Source organism: Nocardia seriolae NBRC 15557 (assembly GCF_007990715.1).
In the GTDB taxonomy this organism is placed as follows: Bacteria; Actinomycetota; Actinomycetes; order Mycobacteriales; family Mycobacteriaceae; genus Nocardia; species Nocardia seriolae.
In genome coordinates this window covers 17,894-33,813 of the sequence record NZ_BJWY01000031.1, presented here as the reverse complement: position 1 = coordinate 33,813, position 15,920 = coordinate 17,894, and the positions used below count along the sequence as shown (strand labels likewise).

Below are 15,920 nucleotides of genomic sequence, written 5' to 3'. Positions count from 1 at the left end.
TTCTACCGTTGGACGGGTGGAAACGACATCACCCGTTCGTGGTGAACCCACCGACCCGGTGATCCGGGTACGTGGGCTGGCCCGGACATTCAAGACCAAAACCGGTGACGTGCAAGCGGTCTCCGGCATCGACTTCGACGTGCACTGCGGGGAGATCATCGGGCTGCTCGGGCCCAACGGGGCGGGCAAGACCACCACCCTGCGCATGATCTCGACCCTGCTCGCGCCCACCGCGGGCGAGGCGACCGTGGTCGGCGCGGATCTGCGCACCCAGTCGCGGACCGTGCGCTCCCGCATCGGGTACGTGCCCCAGGGCGGAGCGACCAACGAATACGAGCTGGTCGAGGACGAATTGGTGCTGCAGGCACGGCTTTTCGGGCTCACCAAGGACGATGCCCGGCGCAATGCGGCCGAGCTGGCCAAGGCCCTGGAGTTCGACGGGCTGGAGCGGCGCAAGTGCTCGCAGCTCTCGGGTGGGCAGCGGCGGCGGGTGGATATCGCGCTCGGGCTGGTGCACCGGCCGACGCTCATCTACCTCGACGAACCCACCACGGGACTGGATCCGCAGAGCCGGGCCAATCTGTGGGATCACATCCGGCGGCTGCGGGACGAGGGGACGACCATCGCGCTGACCACGCACTACCTGGAAGAGGCGGACGCGCTGTGCGACCGCATCCTGGTCATGGATCACGGCACCATCGTCGCCGAGGGCACGCCCGACGAGCTCAAACGGCGCATCTCCGGTGATGTGATCAGCCTCGAAATCGACTCCGCCGGTGCCGACCTGGCCATGGATGTCGCCGCCGAGGTGCTCCAGCTGCGCTCCCGGCTGCGCACCGAGGGGCACGAGAACGGCCATGCCGGAAAGAGTCTCGTGCACCTGACCGTCGAACACGGTGACGCCGCGGTGGTTCCGCTGCTACAGGCGTTGACCGACAAGGGCATCACGCCCGGCTCGCTGACCGTCAAGCGGCCCAGTCTCGACGACGTATTCCTCACGCTCACCGGGCGTTCGCTCCGGGAAGGAGACCGGTCATGACATTCCTGCGCGACACCGGACTGATCTACTGGTCGCAACTGCGGGCCAATCTGCGCAATCCGGTCTGGGTCATCATCGGGCTGATGCAGCCGATCATCTACCTGGTGCTGTTCGGGCCACTGGTGAAGGGCGTCGCGCCGGCGCTGGGTCCGGGCGCGGATCCGTGGAAGATCCTCACCCCGGCGCTCGTCATCCAAACCGGCCTGTTCGGTGCGCTGTTCGTCGGTTTCGGCATCGTGGCCGAATGGCGGGCGGGTGTGATCGAGCGGCAGCGGGTCACCCCGGCTCCGCGTGGCGCGCTGCTGCTGGGCCGGGTGCTCAAGGACATGACGGTGCTGACCGTGCAGGCGCTGGTGCTGGTCGGGGTGGCCACGGTGGCCTTCGGCCTGCGGCCCGACCCGCTGGGCCTGGTGCTGTCGCTGGCGCTGATCGCGGTCATGGGTGGTGGCCTGGCCGCCGCGTCCTACGCCCTGGGTCTGTGGGCGCGCTCGGAGGACACCCTGGCCTCGCTGCTGAACTCGGTGTCGGTGCCGATCATGCTGCTGTCGGGCATCCTGCTGCCGATGACGGTCGGGCCCAAATGGTTGCAGAACATCGCCAAGGCGAATCCGTTCTCGCACACCGTGGATGCCGCCCGCGCGCTGTTCCGCGGCGACTTCGGAGCGCGCGAGGTCTACATCGGCACGGTCGTGACGCTGGCCGTCTCGGCGCTGCTGGTCGTCATCGCCGCGCGCAGCTTCGCCCGGGAGAACGCCTGAGCGCCGAACGCGACGCCGATCGCTCCGGCCCGCCACGGGTCGGAGCGATTCGCGTTGTGCTCGGATTTCGTCAGGTGTTCGGTCTTCGTGACGTGTCCGGCCTTCGCTCCCGGAGAAATTCATTGACCTCGAGTGAAGTTCAGGTTTCACGATGGCGGTATGCCTGAAATCAAGAAACGCGCCCTGATCACCGGGGCGTCGGCGGGCTTCGGCCGAGCCGTCGCGCTCGCCCTCGCCGAACGGGACTGGGAGCTGATCATCGTCGCCCGCGGCGCGGACCGACTCGACAAGGTGCGTGCCGCGACCGGCGCGCACGCCATCGCGGGCGATGTCGCCGACCCGGAAGTCCGGGCGCGCATCGCGGAAGCCGTCGGCTCCGTGCGCCTGGACCTGGTGCTCAATAACGCCAGCGCTCTCGGCCCGAGCCCCCTGCCCACCCTGGACCGCTACCCACTCGCGGAACTGGCGTCCGTCCTCGACACCAATGTGATTGCGCCGCTGGCGATCCTGCAACTCACCCTCCCCGCACTCCGAGCCTCCGACGGGACCGTCGTGGACATCAGCTCGGACGCCGCGGTCGGCGGCTACGAGGGCTGGGGCGGCTACGGCGCATCCAAAGCGGCCCTCGACCAACTCACGAATGTCCTCGCCGCCGAGAACCCGTCCCTGCGGATCTACAGCTTCGACCCCGGCGACATGCGCACCGAAATGCACCAGGCCGCCTTCCCCGGCGAAGACATCTCCGACCGCCCCGAACCCGAAACCGTCGTCCCCGCCCTACTCCACCTCCTCGACACCCGCATGCCGAGCGGCCGATACATCGCGTCGGAATTGCTGGTGGCCGCCTCGCCGGAAGGCCCGGTGACCATATGACCGCCGGTCTCGACGCGCACGCCTTCGTCCTGCCCGACGAACTTTCCGCGACCAGCCCGCCGGAGGCTCGCGGTCTCGGCCGTGATGAGGTGCGGCTCATGGTGGCTGACGCCGGAACGCTGACCCACGCCCGGTTCCGGGAGCTTGCGTCGTTCCTGCGGCCCGGAGATCTGGTGGTGGTCAACAACTCCGCCATGATCAATGCGGCGGTGGACGCGCACTACGACGGTGACGCGGCCGTGCTGCACTTCTCGACCCGGCTCGACGATGGCCGCTGGGCCGTCGAGCTGCGCGATCCGGCGGGCGTGCCCTGGCGCGGTCGGCCGCTGGAATGCGGTGCGAGCGTGCGGCTTCCGGCCGGCTATGTCGCCACGGTGTGGGCGCGCTGGCTGCCCGATGGTGATCGCCTGTGGATCGCGGACATCATCGCGCCCGGGCGAACCGCGGGTGAGGACGCCCGGGTCCTGCTGGCGCGGCATGGCAGGCCGATCGCCTATTCCTATGTCACCGAGCGATGGTCGGCTTCCTACTATCGGACGGTGTTCGGCCGCGAGCCCGGAAGCGCGGAAATGCCCAGTGCGGGGCGGCCTTTCACCGAAGGGCTGGTGACCGAGCTGGTGGCCGGTGGGGTGGGGCTCGCGCCGATCACGCTGCATACCGGTGTCTCCTCGCCCGAGTCCGGCGAGCCGCCGAGTCCCGAGCGATTCGCGGTGCCGGAGATGACGGCCAGGCTCGTCAATGCGACGCATGCCGAACGCGGGCGGGTGGTGGCCGTCGGGACCACCGTGACGCGGGCGCTCGAATCCGCCACGGGGGCCGATGGATCGGTGCATGCGGCGGCCGGGTGGACGGAGCTGGTGCTGGACGGGTCGCGGCCCGCGCGGGCGGTGGACGGGCTGATCACCGGGTGGCATGCGCCCGGGGCGTCGCATTTGCATCTGCTGGAGTCCGTGGCGGGGGCGGGGGTGGTGCGGGAGGCGTATCGGGCGGCGCTCGAGTCCGGTTATCTGTGGCATGAATTCGGGGATTCGGCGCTGCTCTTGCGGGAATGAGCCCGTGTTGTTTCGGGGTTGGGCCCGTGTTGTTTCGGAGGACGGACCCGGCGATGCAAGGTTCGGAATGGGGGCGTAGGCTAGCGTCTTCCGCTCGTTGCCACGGGCTCGCGGCGCTCGCGCGTCGTTCCCGGAACGGTTCGGGAAGGTGTCGCCGAGGGCCTCGGGCCCGCTCGGTGCCCCGCCAGAATACGAGCATTTGTCCTGGTAGAGAACGTTGCGAGGCGCTCGGATGAACTCCGGGTGCGGTCTGTGTCACGTTCACCGGACTGGCATCGGCAGGTAATCCGGCGGTCGCTCCAGCGCAGTGTGGGACTGGCTTGATCAAGCCATGACCACCATGGCAGCGTCGAATTCCAGCCTGCTGGCAGCCGCGTCGAAGCCCGCCCCGGAAGCGCCCCGCACCACCGGGCGTTCCCAGTACTCCCTGGTCGTCTCCTCCGATGCCGAGCATCGCGAGGCCGCGCAGCGCCTGCGCTACCAGGTGTTCGCGAATGAGCCGGGATTCACCATCCCCGACAATGGAACCGGGCGCGATGCCGACCGGTTCGACGAGCACTGCGATCACCTGCTGGTGCGCGACGAGCTCACCGATCAGTTCGTCGGCTGCTACCGGATGCTGCCGCCGGACCAGGTGGCCGCGGCGGGCGGGTACTACACCGCCACCGAATTCGATTTGGCCGCACTGGATCCGGTCGGCAACCGGATCGTCGAGATGGGCCGCGCCTGCGTGGTACCCGACCACCGCAACGGCTCGGTGCTGACCCTGATGTGGGCGGGCATCCTGCACTACATCCAGCTCACCGGCTACGACTGGGTGATGGGCTGCGTGTCGGTGCCCATGCGCATGACCCCCGAGGACGAGCCCGGCGTGAACGTGCGCGGCGTGCGCGACCTGCTGCTGCGCAAGCACGCGCTGGAGTCCGAACGCCATGTGCGCCCGTACAACCCGGTGATCGTGGACGGCCGCGGCCTCGACGAGCTGACCGCCCCGGCCCGCCCCAAGCTGCCGCCGCTGCTCAGCGGCTACCTGCGCCTGGGCGCGCAGATCTGCGGTGAGCCTGCCCACGACCCGGACTTCGCGGTGGCCGACTTCGTCGCCCTGCTCGGTCTCGAGACCATCAATACCCGTTACCTGGAGCGCCTGCAGGGCGCGGCCAACAGCCTGGACGCCCGGTGATGCCCCATGATGCCCGCTCTGCTCTCCCCTGAGGCCGGATCGCTGTCCTGCCCGCCCGCCCAGGCCGAGGCCCACGCCTGGATGCCCCACAGCCCTTGCGGCCCTTCGTGTGTCGATGCTCCCGCCACGGCGGGCACGCTGCGCGTGGCGGCCCGCGTCGCCGGGATCGCCGGTGTCCTGCTGAGCTTCCCGGTCGCCCACCTGGCCACCCCGCGCCGCCGCCGCGCCGGGCTGCAGCGCTGCTATGCGCGAGCCCTGCTGGCCTGCTGCGGAATTCGGGTGCGCGTGGTCGACAACCGCGGCGACGCGGTGCCCGAAGGCGGACTGCTGGTGGTGGCCCGCCACGTCGGCTGGACCGACATCATCGCGCTGACCGCCGTGGAGCCCATGGGTTTCGTGGCCCGCGCCGACCTGATCGACTGGCCGATGCTCGGCGATGTCGCCAAGCGGGTCCGCGTCATCCCCATCGAACGCGAACGGCTGCGGGCGCTTCCGGCCGTCATCGACACCATGGCCCGCCGGGTCGTCGCCGGTGAGCGGGTCGCCTTCTTCCCGGAGGGCACCACCTGGTGCGGCCGCGCCCACGGCACGCTGCGCCCTGCCCTGTTCCAGGCCGCCATCGACGCCGACACCCCGGTGCAGCCGCTGCTCCTGCGCTATCTGGGCCGCGACGGCGAATTGTCCACCGTCCCGGGCTTTGTCGGCGTCGACTCGCTGGCGGACTCGATCCGGCGGGTGCTGCGCGCCAAGGGCGTCGTCGCCGAGATCACCCTCCAACCGCTGGAACAGCCGGGCACGGACCGCTTCGACCTGGCTCGCCGCTGCGAGCGGGCGCTCGAGGACGGCACCGTGAACCGCGCGTTCACCGATGTCATCCACGGCAGCGAGCACCTCGAGGCCGTCGGCACCGGTGCGGTGCGCCGCACCACGGTGACGGAATCCGTTCACGCATAAGGGTTTCCGTGCGGGCCGCCCGTCCTCGGGCGGCCCGCACGGCTCAGCTCACGTAGGACAGGATGCTCATCATCCCTGCCTCGCCGTGATAGGCGTTGTGGCAGTGGACCATCCACTGTCCGGGGTTGTTCGCTTCGAAGTCGGCCTCGACGGTCTGCATGGGCCCCACGATGGAGGTGTCCTTGCGGGCCCCGGTGCCGGCCGGGTTCACCACCTGGAAGGTGTGGCCGTGCAGGTGCATCGGGTGGAACATCATCGTCCGATTGGCGAAGCGGAGCCGGATGCGTTCGCCCGCGGCCACATCCAGCATCGAGTGGTCCGGGTAGGACTTGCCGTTGATGCTCCAGACGTACCTGTGCATGTCCATGCCGAGCGCCACGTCCAGCGTGCGGTCGGGTTTGCGCGCGGGTAGTCGCACCGACTCGGCCGCGACCAGCCGGTCGCCGGTGAGCGGCGGCGCGGACAGTTCGGCCGGGCGGATATCGGCGGCCGGGGCGGTGCCGCCGCCGGTGCGGATCAGCGCGAAGGCCTGGCCGGTCTTGCCTTCCGCCGAGGCCACCAGCGGGAAGACGCCATCGGCGAGATCGATGACGGCGTCGTAGCGTTCGCCCATGGCGAGCACCAGGCTGTCGGTGGTGACTGGCTGCACCGGGAAGCCGTCGCCGTGGGTGACGCGCAGTTTGTGGCCGCCGACGGCCACCCGGAAGGCGGTGTCGGAGGCGGCATTGATGATGCGCAGCCGCAGACGCTGCCCGGGGCGGCCGGTGAAGGTCACCGGGTCCGTGCCGATCCGGCCGTTGAGCAGGTAGTAGGGGTAGTCCTTCACATCGCCGGGGTCGGAGCCGAGGGGCGCGTCGGGATCGCCGCCCATGCCCATGGAACCGTGGTTCATGCCGCCCATGTCCATGCCGCCCATGCCCATCCCGGACGTGCCCCGCTCCTGGAGCTTGCGCAGCTGCTGGTCGGGATCGCGGCCGTTCACGCCGTCGAGCCAGTCGTCGAGCACCACAACGGCTTCCAGGCCGTAGTCCCTGCCGTCGGCGGGGTCCTCGACGATCAGCGGGGCGTACAGGCCGCGGTCGAGTTGCAGGCCGACGTGCGGATGGAAGAAGTAGGTGCCGGCATCGGGCACGGTGAACTCGTAGCGGAAGCTGCCGCCGGGCGCGACCGCGGGCTGGGTCACCCCGGGCGCGCCGTCCATGTCGTTGCGCAGGGCGAGACCGTGCCAGTGCACGGTGGTGGGCGCGGGCAGGGCATTGGTGAGATCGGCGCGCAGCACCTCACCCTTGGCCAGCCGAATCTCCTTGCCGGGCAGCGCGCCACCGTAGGTCCAGGTCGGTACCTGGACGCCGCCGAGGTCCACGGTCGTGGGCTCGGCGCGCAGCGTCACCTCGCGGGTGGCCGCGCCCGCGATACGGCGGGCCTGCTCGGCGGCGCGGACCGGGTCGGAATCGGGTTGTACGAGCTTTTCCGCGCCCGGCGCGTTCTTGGTGCACGCGGCGAGCGCGACCGCGGTGGCCAGGCCGGTGCCGAGCGCGAAGAAGCCGCGCCGGGTCAGCGGGGTGGGGAAAGCATTGGGGGACATGCGATATCTCCTGGATTCGAGACGGATCGAGAGCCGCCGCACCGAAAGCGGGCGGGCACAGCGAAGCCACAGCGCGATGTGCGAATCGCGTTGGCGCGCAGATCCATCAGATGCGGAGAATCGAGAGTTGTGAGAGTGACGGGAAGGTCCAGGGCGGTGGTCGTTCCCGGTGTGCCGGTCGGGAATCGCGGCTGGCCGGGAGACCGATGTCGGCCGGGCGGCTGAGCCAGCCCAGCAGTACCAGCCCGATGGCGAAGGCGACCGCGGCGAGGGTGAAGACCTCGCACGCGTGCCGCACGTGGATCGGGGCGGGGTGCTCGTTCATGGCCGCGGCGTGCGCGGGGGTGACGGCGTCCTGGGGCATCGCCATCGGCGCCGCCATCACGTGCGCCGGGCCACCCATGTCGTGGGCGGCACCCGTGGCGACGGAGAACGCCCCGGCGTGCATGGCCGCGATCCCGACCAGCAGCGCCAGCACCCCGAGCCACCGGACAGCTCCGGAGGCTCGCTGGGAAAGGCGCTGGTCGGCCACGTCTGCCAGCATAACCCCGTTCGCTCCCCACCAGAACAGGAACCCCTCGGGGGTATCTCGACTCACATTCCGTTAGGGGGTCGCGGGCGGGGATTAGGGAGTTGCGCAGGCGTCCAGTCTCGAATCCTCCTGGATTGCCGCTAACTTTCGGAATCCGGGCTATACGGGGTAACACACCGGCCGGTCCGATCGACGGAAAGGCATCGAACAAGAACTTCTGGAAGCGAATTCATAATGTCGGCAAGGACATTCACGGCTGCCGCGCTCGCCGCGGCCGCCGTTGCGCTATGCGTGTCGTCGGCCTCGGCCGACCCCACCCCGACCACGACCCCCGGCCCGGGTGTCGGTCTGGGCGTCGATGTGGGCGTCGGTGACGGGGGGAGTCAAGGTGGGTGTGGACGTGCAGGCCGGAGGCGGCGGCAATGTCGGCGCGTCGGCGCAGCCGGGCAATACCGGCGGCGGCGTGCAGGTCGGCGGCAATGCCGGGGGTGGCGTGCAGACCGGTGGCGGTGTCCAGGTCGGCGGCAACGCCGGGGGCGGCGCCCAGGTCGGCGGTTGCGTGCAGACCGGCGGCAATGCCGGGGGTGGCGTGCAGGTCGGCGGGGACGCGCAGACCGGAGCGAATACCGGGGGCGGCGTGCAGGTCGGCGGCGGCGTGCAGACCGGCGGCAACGTCGGTGGCGGCGTGCAGGTCGGCGGGGACGCCCAGGGCGGGGCCAACACCGGCGGCGGTGTCCAGGTCGGTGGCAATGCCGGGGGTGGCGTGCAGACCGGTGGCGATGTGCAGTTCGGTGGCAATGTCGGCGGCGGTGCGCAGACCGGTGGCGATGTCCAGGTCGGTGGCAACGCCGGGGGTGGCGTCCAGACCGGTGGCGGCGTGCAGGTCGGCGGCAACGCCGGGGGCGGCGCCCAGGTCGGCGGCGGCGTGCAGACCGGCGGGAACCTCGGGGGTGGCGTACAGGTCGGTGGCGGCGTGCAGACCGGCGGGAACGTCGGCGGCGGTGTCGAGGTCGGCGGGAACACCAATATCGGCGGCGGCGTGGCGGGCGGTGGCCTGGGCGGCATCGACCTGGTGACCGCCGGAGCCGGTGCGGCCGGTGCGGACACGGTGCAGGGCATGGCGATTCCCGTGGGCGCGACCACCGGCATCCCCGGCGGCACCGCGGTCACCGACCAGGTCCCGGCGGGCGGCTACGTGATCCCCAAGGGCGCACCGGAAACCGGCGCGGGCGGCATGGCGCACGCGGTGAGTGCCCGGTGATCGCACTGCCCCGAAACACTCCGAACGCCCGGAACACCCCGGGCGCTCGAAACATCCGGCGCGCCCGGAGTTTCCGTCGTGCCCTGACAGGTGCGCTGGCCGCCGTGACGATCGTCGCGCCGCTGGTCTCGGGCTGTTCTTCCAGCAGCACCCCGTCGGCATCGACGACGACCGCGGCGGCGACCCCCGCCGCGGTGAAGACCGCCCCGGCGATCAGCCGCTCCACCCCGACGTCGTTCATCATCTCCTCGATCAAGGCGTCGGGCTCGCTGATCTCGGTGGGCCTCAATACCGACGGCACCGTCCAGGTCCCCGCCGACTACCAGCAGGCGGGCTGGTACCAGAAGGGCCCCGCCCCGGGCGAACAGGGCTCGGCCGTCATCCTCGGCCACGTCGACTCCTACAAGGGTGAAGGCATCTTCTTCTCCCTCAGGAAGGTCAAGCCCAACGACGTCATCGACGTAACCCGGGCCGACGGAAAAACCGCCCACTTCAAGGTCACCGACGTCCGCATGTACCTCAAGTCCCAGTTCCCGGACCAACTCGTCTTCGGTCCCCGAGGCGGCGCGACCCTCCAGGTGGTCACCTGCGGCGGCAACTTCGACCAGGCCGCCAAGAGCTACGAATCCAACGTCGTGGTCTTCTCCTCCCTGGACTCGGTGACATAACCCCACCGCGACTCCCTCCACTACGAGTGTTGCGGTGGATCCGTGGTTCAGAGTGCGCCTTCGATGAGGGTCCAGCCGGAGGAGACTCCGGGGAGCGGGCCCACATTGGCGTAGTTGCCACCGGAGAGGGTCGAGATCCAGGCGGTGCCATCGGTTTTGTAGAAGAAGAGGCTGTCGGCGGTGCGGGCGACCATGTCCCAGTGGGGGGAGTCGCCGGTGTTGCGGACCGGGCCGACGGTGCCGTCGATCATGGTGGCGATCTGGTAGGTGTCGCCGGAGAAGGACTCGACTCGCGGCATCAGCGAGTCGGCGGTCGCGATCAGGTCGCTGCCCTGGGCGTCGGGGATGTCGGCCTTGTGGAAGTACTGGCCGTTGGTGAGCATGCCGTAGCCGGTCACGTAGTTCGACAGGTCGCCGTGGCCGACGTCCTTGATGAAGGCCATGGTGTCCCAGGACCCCGCGATTCCGGCCTGGTGGCGTCGATCTATGACGCCGCGGTGGATCCCTCGCGGTGGCCGGAGACTCTGGTGGCCGTCATGCGCGCGTTCGACGGTGCGGCGGCATCGTTGAATCTGACCGTGCTCGGCGATCGGCACATGGCGATCGCGGCGGGCATCGAGCGTGCCGCGACCGCAGTCGACAGCGGCGCGGCCGCCGCGCTCCTCGACAAATGGTCGGCGCTGACGGCATCGAACCCGCGGGACCGTAGAGCCCGCTGAACGCCCGGTGCGGGCACAACGGAGTTCGGGTGAACCGTCCGGCCCCGGATTCGTGCTACGAGCGGCAGCGAAATCGTGGGTTCGGGGATGGGCTCGACATCACCGGGAACGGAGGCCGCGGTGCGGATGCGCGGCCGGGTACGGCGTGTGGGACGGTGGGTGCGTGACTTGGCGTGGGTATGGCGGGAATATCGTCTCGGCGGCGGCTATCCTTCAGTGGTCATGAAGTCGGCTTTCCCGGGTCCGGTCGGTGCCCAGACGGTCTACCTCGATCACGCGGCCACTGCACCCATGTTCCCGGTCGCGGTCGAGGCGATGTGTGCTGCGCTGGGGATGACGGGGAATGCGTCGTCGTTGCACGGGTCGGGGCGGGCGGCGCGGCGGTTGCTCGAGGAGGCTCGGGAGTCGATCGCGGCGGGGCTGGGGGCGCGGCCCTCGGAGGTGATCTTCACCTCGGGTGGGACCGAGAGTGACAATCTCGCCGTCAAGGGGATCTATTGGGCTCGGCGTGACGGCGATCCGAAGCGGAACCGGATTCTGGTGAGTTCGGTGGAGCATCACGCGGTGCTCGACACCGTGGAGTGGCTCGAACAGCACGAGGGCGCGCGGATCACGTGGCTGGAGTGTGACGACGAGGGCGTCGTCTCGCCGCGCACGCTGCGCGAGGCGCTGGCCGAATACGCCGACGAGACGGCGCTGGTGAGTGTCATGTGGGCCAACAACGAGGTCGGGACGATCCAGCCGATCGAGGAATTGGCCGCGGTGGCACAGGAATTCGACGTGCCCATGCATTCGGACGCGGTGCAGGCCGCCGCGCAGCTGCCGATCGATTTCGCCCGGAGCGGTTTGGCCGCGGCCTCTTTCGCGGGCCACAAGGTCGGCGGGCCGCACGGGGCCGGGGTGCTGCTGCTGGGCCGGCAGGTGCCGGCGGTGCCGCTGCTGCACGGCGGCGGGCACGAGCGGGACCTGCGCTCGGGCACCTCGGACGTGCCCGCGGCGGCCGGGCTGGCCGCCGCGATCCGCGAGACGGTGGCCGGATTGACCGTCCGCACGGTGGAATTGGAGAAGCTGCGCGATCGGCTCATCGAAGGCGTGCGCGCCGTCGTGCCGGACGCGGTGCTCAACGGCCCGGACCCGATGCTCGATCGCGCGTCCGGCGAGCGCCGCATGCCGGGCAACGTCCACTTCACCTTCCCCGGCTGCGAGGGCGACTCACTGCTCATGCTGCTCGACGCCGCCGGGATCGAATGCTCGACCGGATCCGCGTGCAATGCCGGTGTGGCCGGACCCTCCCATGTCCTGCTGGCCATGGGTGTGGAACCGGCGCTGGCCCGCGGATCGTTGCGATTCTCATTGGGACACAACTCGACCGACGCCGATATCGATGCCCTGCTGGCCGCGCTGCCGCAGGTGGTGGAACGGGCGAAGGCGGCCGGACTGGCCGGAGCGAAGGGAGGCTTCTAGATGCGAGTACTTGCCGCGATGAGTGGTGGCGTGGATTCCGCCGTGGCGGCCGCCCGCGCCGTGGACGCCGGCCACGAGGTGGTCGGCGTGCACCTGGCGCTGTCGGCGAATCCGGGCACGCTACGCACCGGATCGCGGGGCTGCTGCTCCAAGGAGGATTCCGGCGATGCCCGGCGCGCCGCCGACGTGCTCGGAATCCCGTTCTACGTCTGGGATTTCGCGGACCGGTTCAAGGAGGACGTGATCGACGACTTCGTCGCCGCCTACGCCGCCGGTGAGACCCCCAACCCGTGCCTGCGCTGCAACGAGAAGATCAAGTTCTCGGCGCTGGCCGACCGCGCGGTGGCGCTGGGCTTCGACGCCGTGGTCACCGGGCACTACGCGCGCCTCGAGGACGGCGTGCTGCGCCGCGCCGTGGACGCCGACAAGGACCAGTCCTACGTGCTGGCCGTGCTCACCCCCGAACAGCTTTCGCGGGCCATGTTCCCGGTCGGCGACACCCCCAAGCCGCAGATCCGCGCCGAGGCCGCCGAGCGCGGGCTGGCGGTGGCCAACAAGCCCGACAGCCACGACATCTGCTTCATTCCCTCCGGCGACACCCAGGCCTTCCTCGGCGCGAAGATCGGCATCCGCCCGGGCGCGGTGCTCGACGCCGACGGCACCAAGCTCGCCGATCACGAAGGCGTGCACGGCTTCACCATCGGCCAGCGCAAGGGCTTGGGCCTGCCGGGCCCGGCCGCCGACGGCAAGCCGCGCTACGTGACCGACATCGACCCGGACTCGGGCATCGTGCGGGTGGGTTCGGCCAAGGACCTCGAGGTGTGGACGGTACTGGCCGAGCGCGCCATCTGGACCTCGGGCGAAATCCCTTCCGGCCCTGTCGAATGCGTGGCCCAGGTGCGTGCCCACGGCGGCACCGCGCCCGCGGTCGCCGAGGCCGTGGACGGCGGCCTGGTGGTCCGCCTGCGTGAACCGCTGACCGGTGTGGCCCGCGGCCAGGCCGTGGTCCTCTACCGCCCCGACGTGGCGGGTGACGAGGTGCTGGGCAGCGGCACCATCAGCGGCACCGAACGCGAACCCCATATGTACGCAAGCGAACTGGTCTCGGATACCGCCCGGTGAGCGACCGTCATTCGCGCAGCGACGCGAAGTCATATGTGGCCCAACCAGTCCGGAAGATGCTGCGCGCCCGGATCGTCTGGCGCACCGGCCTGCCCCAACCGTCGAACCTGCGCCCGCGCCGCGCACCGGGCAAGGCCCGCCTCGGCAAATGGGGTACGCCCAACCGCCCCGCCGCCGAGCAGCCGACCCAGCCCGCCCGCACCGACACCGGCGAATTCCTGCCCGGCGAAGCGCAACCGGGCCCGGAGGGCCCGCACGACCCGGCGACCGGCACCCCCGCCGAGCGACCCGCCGACCACGCCGGGCGCAAGCGCGTCGTCGTCACCGTCGCCCCCTACGCCGAGCGCGGCCGCGCGACGACGGGGCCCGGCGACGTGCCCGAGCGCGCGGGCAAGACCTGGGACTGGTACGTCAATACGACCTGCTGGGACTGGTACACGAATTCGCCCGGCCGAACCGACCGCGGCGATGCCGACGAGTAGCCCCACGGCTCGTCCGCGCGGACCGCGTCACTCGCGCCCGGGCGAGGGTGCACTGTTGCCGGGACCTCCGGTGCGGGTCGAAGGACGATGGTGTCGTGTCCGCGAGTTCGGCGGTGGACCACGGCTTTTGGAGTCGGACGACCGAGTGATTCGGGGTGGCTAAAGTGTCTGAGAACGCGGCCGTGCTGCGCGGCGGGATCGCGACCGGGGTCGGGTCGTGGCCGGGCACCGACGCGCGGGAAGCGGCCGCGACCGTGGTGGGGGAGCTGGGGCAGCTGCCGCATCTGGTGGAGTTGCCCGCTCGCGGTGTGGGTGCGGATATGGTCGGGCGGGTCTCCGGGCTGCTGGTGGACATGCGGTTCGACAGCACCGTGCGCGGGTATCGGCTGACTTCTCGGCCCGGAGGCGTCGCGCGGCGGGCGCACGATCTGCTGCGCACCGATCTGGACGCGCTCGAAGAGGCTTGGGAGACCGGTGGTTTCGCGGGCTCGGGGCGCGCGGTGAAGGTGCAGGTGGCCGGGCCGCTGTCGGTGGCGGCGGAGGTCGAACTGCCGGGCGGTCATCGGATTCTGACCGATTCCGGTGCGCTGCGCGACCTTTCGGAGTCACTGGCCGAGGGCATCGCCAATCATGTTGCCGAGGTGGGTAAGCGGCTGGGCGCACAGGTGCTGTTGCAGATCGACGAACCGCACCTGACCGCCGTGCTGGACGGGACGCTGAAGGGCGTCAGCGTGCTGAACACCGTGCGCGCCATGCCCGAACCGGAAGCCCTCCACGTGCTGGACACGGTGGTCGGCAGCCAGTCGGTGCCGGTAATGGTGCACACCTGCGCGGACAAACCCGCGCTGGGCTTCCTGCGCAAGAGCGCGGCCGTTGCGGTCGGGTTCGACATGGCCACCATCGGCACCCCCGACCTCGACCGGATCGGCGAATTGCTGGACAGCGGAAAGCATCTGGTGCTCGGCCTGGTGCCGACCACCGCGCCGGTGCCCGCGACCAAAGCGCCCGCGCCGCCGATCACCTGGCGCGATATCGCCGAACCCGGTGTGCGCCTGATCGATCGGCTCGGATTCCCGCGCCGCCGGCTGGCCGAGCGGATCCTCGTATCCCCGGCCTGCGGACTGGCCGGAGCCCCGCTACCCTGGGCCCGCCGCGCCCTGACCCTGGCCGCCGAGACCGCCCGCGCCTACACCGAGGAACCGGAGTCGCTCACCTTCGAGTGAGGCTCGCCCGCAGCGCATTTCGCCGTCCTCGGCAGCGCCGTACTCCGGCTAACATGCGGGCGAGTACTCGCGACGACGCGCGCGGTCGCGACCTGCCACCGCCACGTAGTCATCGCCGACCTCCGCGGAGACTGGCGAAAGCTCCTGCTGTCCAGCGGTTTCCAGCCGAACGTACCGACCTGCTGGGTCGACGAGGTTTCCCTCGGCCACCTGAACCAGGACTGGAACCGGCGGGTCGTCCGCACCCTCACCGAACTGTCCGCCCCCGGCAGCCGTTTCGGCGCGGCCCGCCTCGTCGTGGACCCCGACGCCCCGCGCTATCGCGACCTGCGCCGCCTGGTCGCGGGCGACGACGCCCCGGCACCCGGCGATGTCACCGCACCGGCCCCGCCCGACCCGAATTTCGATGTCGAGCGGTGGCTCAACGAGATCGGCTGGGACACCGAGTTCCACAGCTGGAACGAAATGACGGCCCACCTTGGACGGCCGACGGGATCACCGGATCCGCGCATCGGCAATATCGCGGCCGTACGCCGCTGACCGACGGCCCGGTGGTCAGGAACTCTGATCCTTCGGTCGCTTCGAGCCGAAGTAGGGGCGTGCGCCGGGGTGTTCGAGTTGCCATTTGTCGGGTTTGCCTGTGGGGTAGGCGACGGGGATTTGATCTCCGACTGCGGGCCACTGGAAGGTGTCCCAGGCGAAGCGGCCGTAGACCTCGTGGGCGACCACCGAAGGGCCGGAGATGCTGCCGCTGATGGTGACGTACTGTTCGCCCGGCATGTCCGGGCGGGGGCTCACGCCGGTGACGTGGAGGGTTCCGGACTCCAGTCCGATCGGGGCGGCATTTCGCCACGCTGAGATCGGGTCGCCGCCGAGGGCTCGTGAACCGCCGCCGTTGCCGCGGCGGAAGTACACCAGCGTGGCGGCGAGGGCGGCGCCGATCAGCAGGACGAACATCAGCTGGGTGAGCATGACGTCCATGCTAGGCGGGCCGGGATTCGAGCACGT

At 70.4% G+C, this 15,920-nt stretch carries 18 protein-coding genes and 1 pseudogene; 15 read left to right on the top strand and 4 right to left on the bottom strand.

What is annotated here, in order from left to right:
• The first annotated feature begins 16 nt into the window (after positions 1-16).
• The 6 genes from NS2_RS12450 (at position 17) to NS2_RS12425 (ending at position 5,856) form a co-directional block, all read left to right on the top strand.
• Positions 17-1,039 (top strand): ABC transporter ATP-binding protein, encoded by a 1,023-nt coding sequence (locus NS2_RS12450; RefSeq protein ID WP_228102465.1) that lies wholly within the window; start codon positions 17-19, stop codon positions 1,037-1,039.
• A complete protein-coding gene (locus NS2_RS12445) occupies positions 1,036-1,797 on the top strand; it encodes an ABC transporter permease (protein ID WP_033087134.1) in 762 nt (253 codons plus the stop codon). Before NS2_RS12450 ends, NS2_RS12445 begins: the two co-directional genes overlap by 4 nt.
• A gap of 159 nt (positions 1,798-1,956) precedes the next feature.
• Positions 1,957-2,670: an SDR family NAD(P)-dependent oxidoreductase gene (locus tag NS2_RS12440; RefSeq protein ID WP_033087133.1), complete on the top strand. Its 714-nt coding sequence runs from the start codon at positions 1,957-1,959 to the stop codon at positions 2,668-2,670.
• A complete protein-coding gene (locus tag NS2_RS12435; RefSeq protein WP_071344485.1) occupies positions 2,667-3,722 on the top strand; it encodes an S-adenosylmethionine:tRNA ribosyltransferase-isomerase in 1,056 nt (351 codons plus the stop codon). Before NS2_RS12440 ends, NS2_RS12435 begins: the two co-directional genes overlap by 4 nt.
• Positions 3,723-4,053: 331 nt before the next feature.
• A complete protein-coding gene (locus NS2_RS12430; RefSeq protein ID WP_081985802.1) occupies positions 4,054-4,902 on the top strand; it encodes a GNAT family N-acetyltransferase in 849 nt (282 codons plus the stop codon).
• A gap of 9 nt (positions 4,903-4,911) precedes the next feature.
• A complete protein-coding gene (locus tag NS2_RS12425; RefSeq protein WP_045437461.1) occupies positions 4,912-5,856 on the top strand; it encodes a lysophospholipid acyltransferase family protein in 945 nt (314 codons plus the stop codon).
• 43 nt (positions 5,857-5,899) lie between these two features.
• Here the strand turns inward: NS2_RS12425 and NS2_RS12420 are convergent, their stop codons facing one another.
• Together NS2_RS12420 and NS2_RS12415 are read right to left on the bottom strand one after the other, a co-directional pair.
• Complete coding sequence (locus NS2_RS12420; protein ID WP_033087131.1) at positions 5,900-7,441, bottom strand: multicopper oxidase family protein; 1,542 nt, start codon at positions 7,439-7,441, stop codon at positions 5,900-5,902.
• A gap of 106 nt (positions 7,442-7,547) precedes the next feature.
• A complete protein-coding gene (locus NS2_RS12415; RefSeq protein ID WP_231992996.1) occupies positions 7,548-7,973 on the bottom strand; it encodes a DUF6153 family protein in 426 nt (141 codons plus the stop codon).
• 388 nt (positions 7,974-8,361) lie between these two features.
• Here NS2_RS12415 and NS2_RS12410 point away from each other — a divergent pair, with 388 nt between their 5' ends.
• A complete protein-coding gene (locus NS2_RS12410; RefSeq protein WP_121556074.1) occupies positions 8,362-9,234 on the top strand; it encodes a hypothetical protein in 873 nt (290 codons plus the stop codon).
• 104 nt (positions 9,235-9,338) lie between these two features.
• Complete coding sequence (locus NS2_RS12405) at positions 9,339-9,902, top strand: class F sortase (protein ID WP_228102463.1); 564 nt, start codon at positions 9,339-9,341, stop codon at positions 9,900-9,902.
• A gap of 47 nt (positions 9,903-9,949) precedes the next feature.
• Here the strand turns inward: NS2_RS12405 and NS2_RS12400 are convergent, their stop codons facing one another.
• Entirely contained in the window at positions 9,950-10,345 is a 396-nt protein-coding gene (locus tag NS2_RS12400; protein WP_033087129.1) for a hypothetical protein, read from the bottom strand.
• A 30-nt stretch (positions 10,346-10,375) separates the two neighbouring features.
• Between NS2_RS12400 and NS2_RS12395 the strand changes: the two genes are divergently transcribed.
• The 7 genes and pseudogenes from NS2_RS12395 to NS2_RS37395 all read left to right on the top strand — a co-directional run bounded on the left by NS2_RS12395 (position 10,376) and on the right by NS2_RS37395 (position 15,452).
• Positions 10,376-10,621 carry a hypothetical protein gene (locus tag NS2_RS12395; RefSeq protein WP_033087128.1) on the top strand — a complete coding sequence of 82 codons (246 nt, stop codon included), beginning with the start codon at positions 10,376-10,378 and terminating at the stop codon, positions 10,619-10,621.
• Positions 10,622-10,843: 222 nt separating this feature from the next.
• Positions 10,844-12,085 carry a cysteine desulfurase family protein gene (locus NS2_RS12390; RefSeq protein WP_033087127.1) on the top strand — a complete coding sequence of 414 codons (1,242 nt, stop codon included), beginning with the start codon at positions 10,844-10,846 and terminating at the stop codon, positions 12,083-12,085.
• On the top strand, positions 12,086-13,207 hold the full coding sequence (gene mnmA, locus NS2_RS12385) for a tRNA 2-thiouridine(34) synthase MnmA (RefSeq protein WP_052086227.1): 1,122 nt from the start codon (positions 12,086-12,088) through the stop codon (positions 13,205-13,207).
• A gap of 35 nt (positions 13,208-13,242) precedes the next feature.
• Positions 13,243-13,689 (top strand): hypothetical protein, encoded by a 447-nt coding sequence (locus NS2_RS12380; RefSeq protein ID WP_143161240.1) that lies wholly within the window; start codon positions 13,243-13,245, stop codon positions 13,687-13,689.
• Positions 13,690-13,853: 164 nt separating this feature from the next.
• Complete coding sequence (locus NS2_RS12375; protein ID WP_052086226.1) at positions 13,854-14,912, top strand: methionine synthase; 1,059 nt, start codon at positions 13,854-13,856, stop codon at positions 14,910-14,912.
• A gap of 72 nt (positions 14,913-14,984) precedes the next feature.
• Positions 14,985-15,149 (top strand): annotated as a pseudogene (locus tag NS2_RS37400) (class I SAM-dependent methyltransferase); the annotation flags it as partial.
• A 60-nt stretch (positions 15,150-15,209) separates the two neighbouring features.
• Entirely contained in the window at positions 15,210-15,452 is a 243-nt protein-coding gene (locus NS2_RS37395) for a hypothetical protein (RefSeq protein WP_052086225.1), read from the top strand.
• A 15-nt stretch (positions 15,453-15,467) separates the two neighbouring features.
• Here NS2_RS37395 and NS2_RS12365 read toward each other — a convergent pair whose 3' ends face one another.
• Positions 15,468-15,884: a hypothetical protein gene (locus NS2_RS12365; RefSeq protein ID WP_033087163.1), complete on the bottom strand. Its 417-nt coding sequence runs from the start codon at positions 15,882-15,884 to the stop codon at positions 15,468-15,470.
• Positions 15,885-15,920 lie beyond the last annotated feature (36 nt).

Bases quoted from the DNA above. Each gene is read 5' to 3' on its own strand.
- NS2_RS12425 (WP_045437461.1), top strand. From the start codon at position 4,912: ATGCCCGCTCTGCTCTCCCCTGAGGCCGGATCGCTGTCCTGCCCGCCC.
- NS2_RS12365 (WP_033087163.1), bottom strand. From the start codon at position 15,884: ATGCTCACCCAGCTGATGTTCGTCCTGCTGATCGGCGCCGCCCTCGCC.
- mnmA (WP_052086227.1), top strand. From the start codon at position 12,086: ATGCGAGTACTTGCCGCGATGAGTGGTGGCGTGGATTCCGCCGTGGCG.
- NS2_RS12400 (WP_033087129.1), bottom strand. From the start codon at position 10,345: ATGGCCTTCATCAAGGACGTCGGCCACGGCGACCTGTCGAACTACGTG.
- NS2_RS12420 (WP_033087131.1), bottom strand. From the start codon at position 7,441: ATGTCCCCCAATGCTTTCCCCACCCCGCTGACCCGGCGCGGCTTCTTC.
- NS2_RS12435 (WP_071344485.1), top strand. From the start codon at position 2,667: ATGACCGCCGGTCTCGACGCGCACGCCTTCGTCCTGCCCGACGAACTT.
- NS2_RS12430 (WP_081985802.1), top strand. From the start codon at position 4,054: ATGACCACCATGGCAGCGTCGAATTCCAGCCTGCTGGCAGCCGCGTCG.
- NS2_RS12390 (WP_033087127.1), top strand. From the start codon at position 10,844: ATGAAGTCGGCTTTCCCGGGTCCGGTCGGTGCCCAGACGGTCTACCTC.
- NS2_RS12440 (WP_033087133.1), top strand. From the start codon at position 1,957: ATGCCTGAAATCAAGAAACGCGCCCTGATCACCGGGGCGTCGGCGGGC.
- NS2_RS12445 (WP_033087134.1), top strand. From the start codon at position 1,036: ATGACATTCCTGCGCGACACCGGACTGATCTACTGGTCGCAACTGCGG.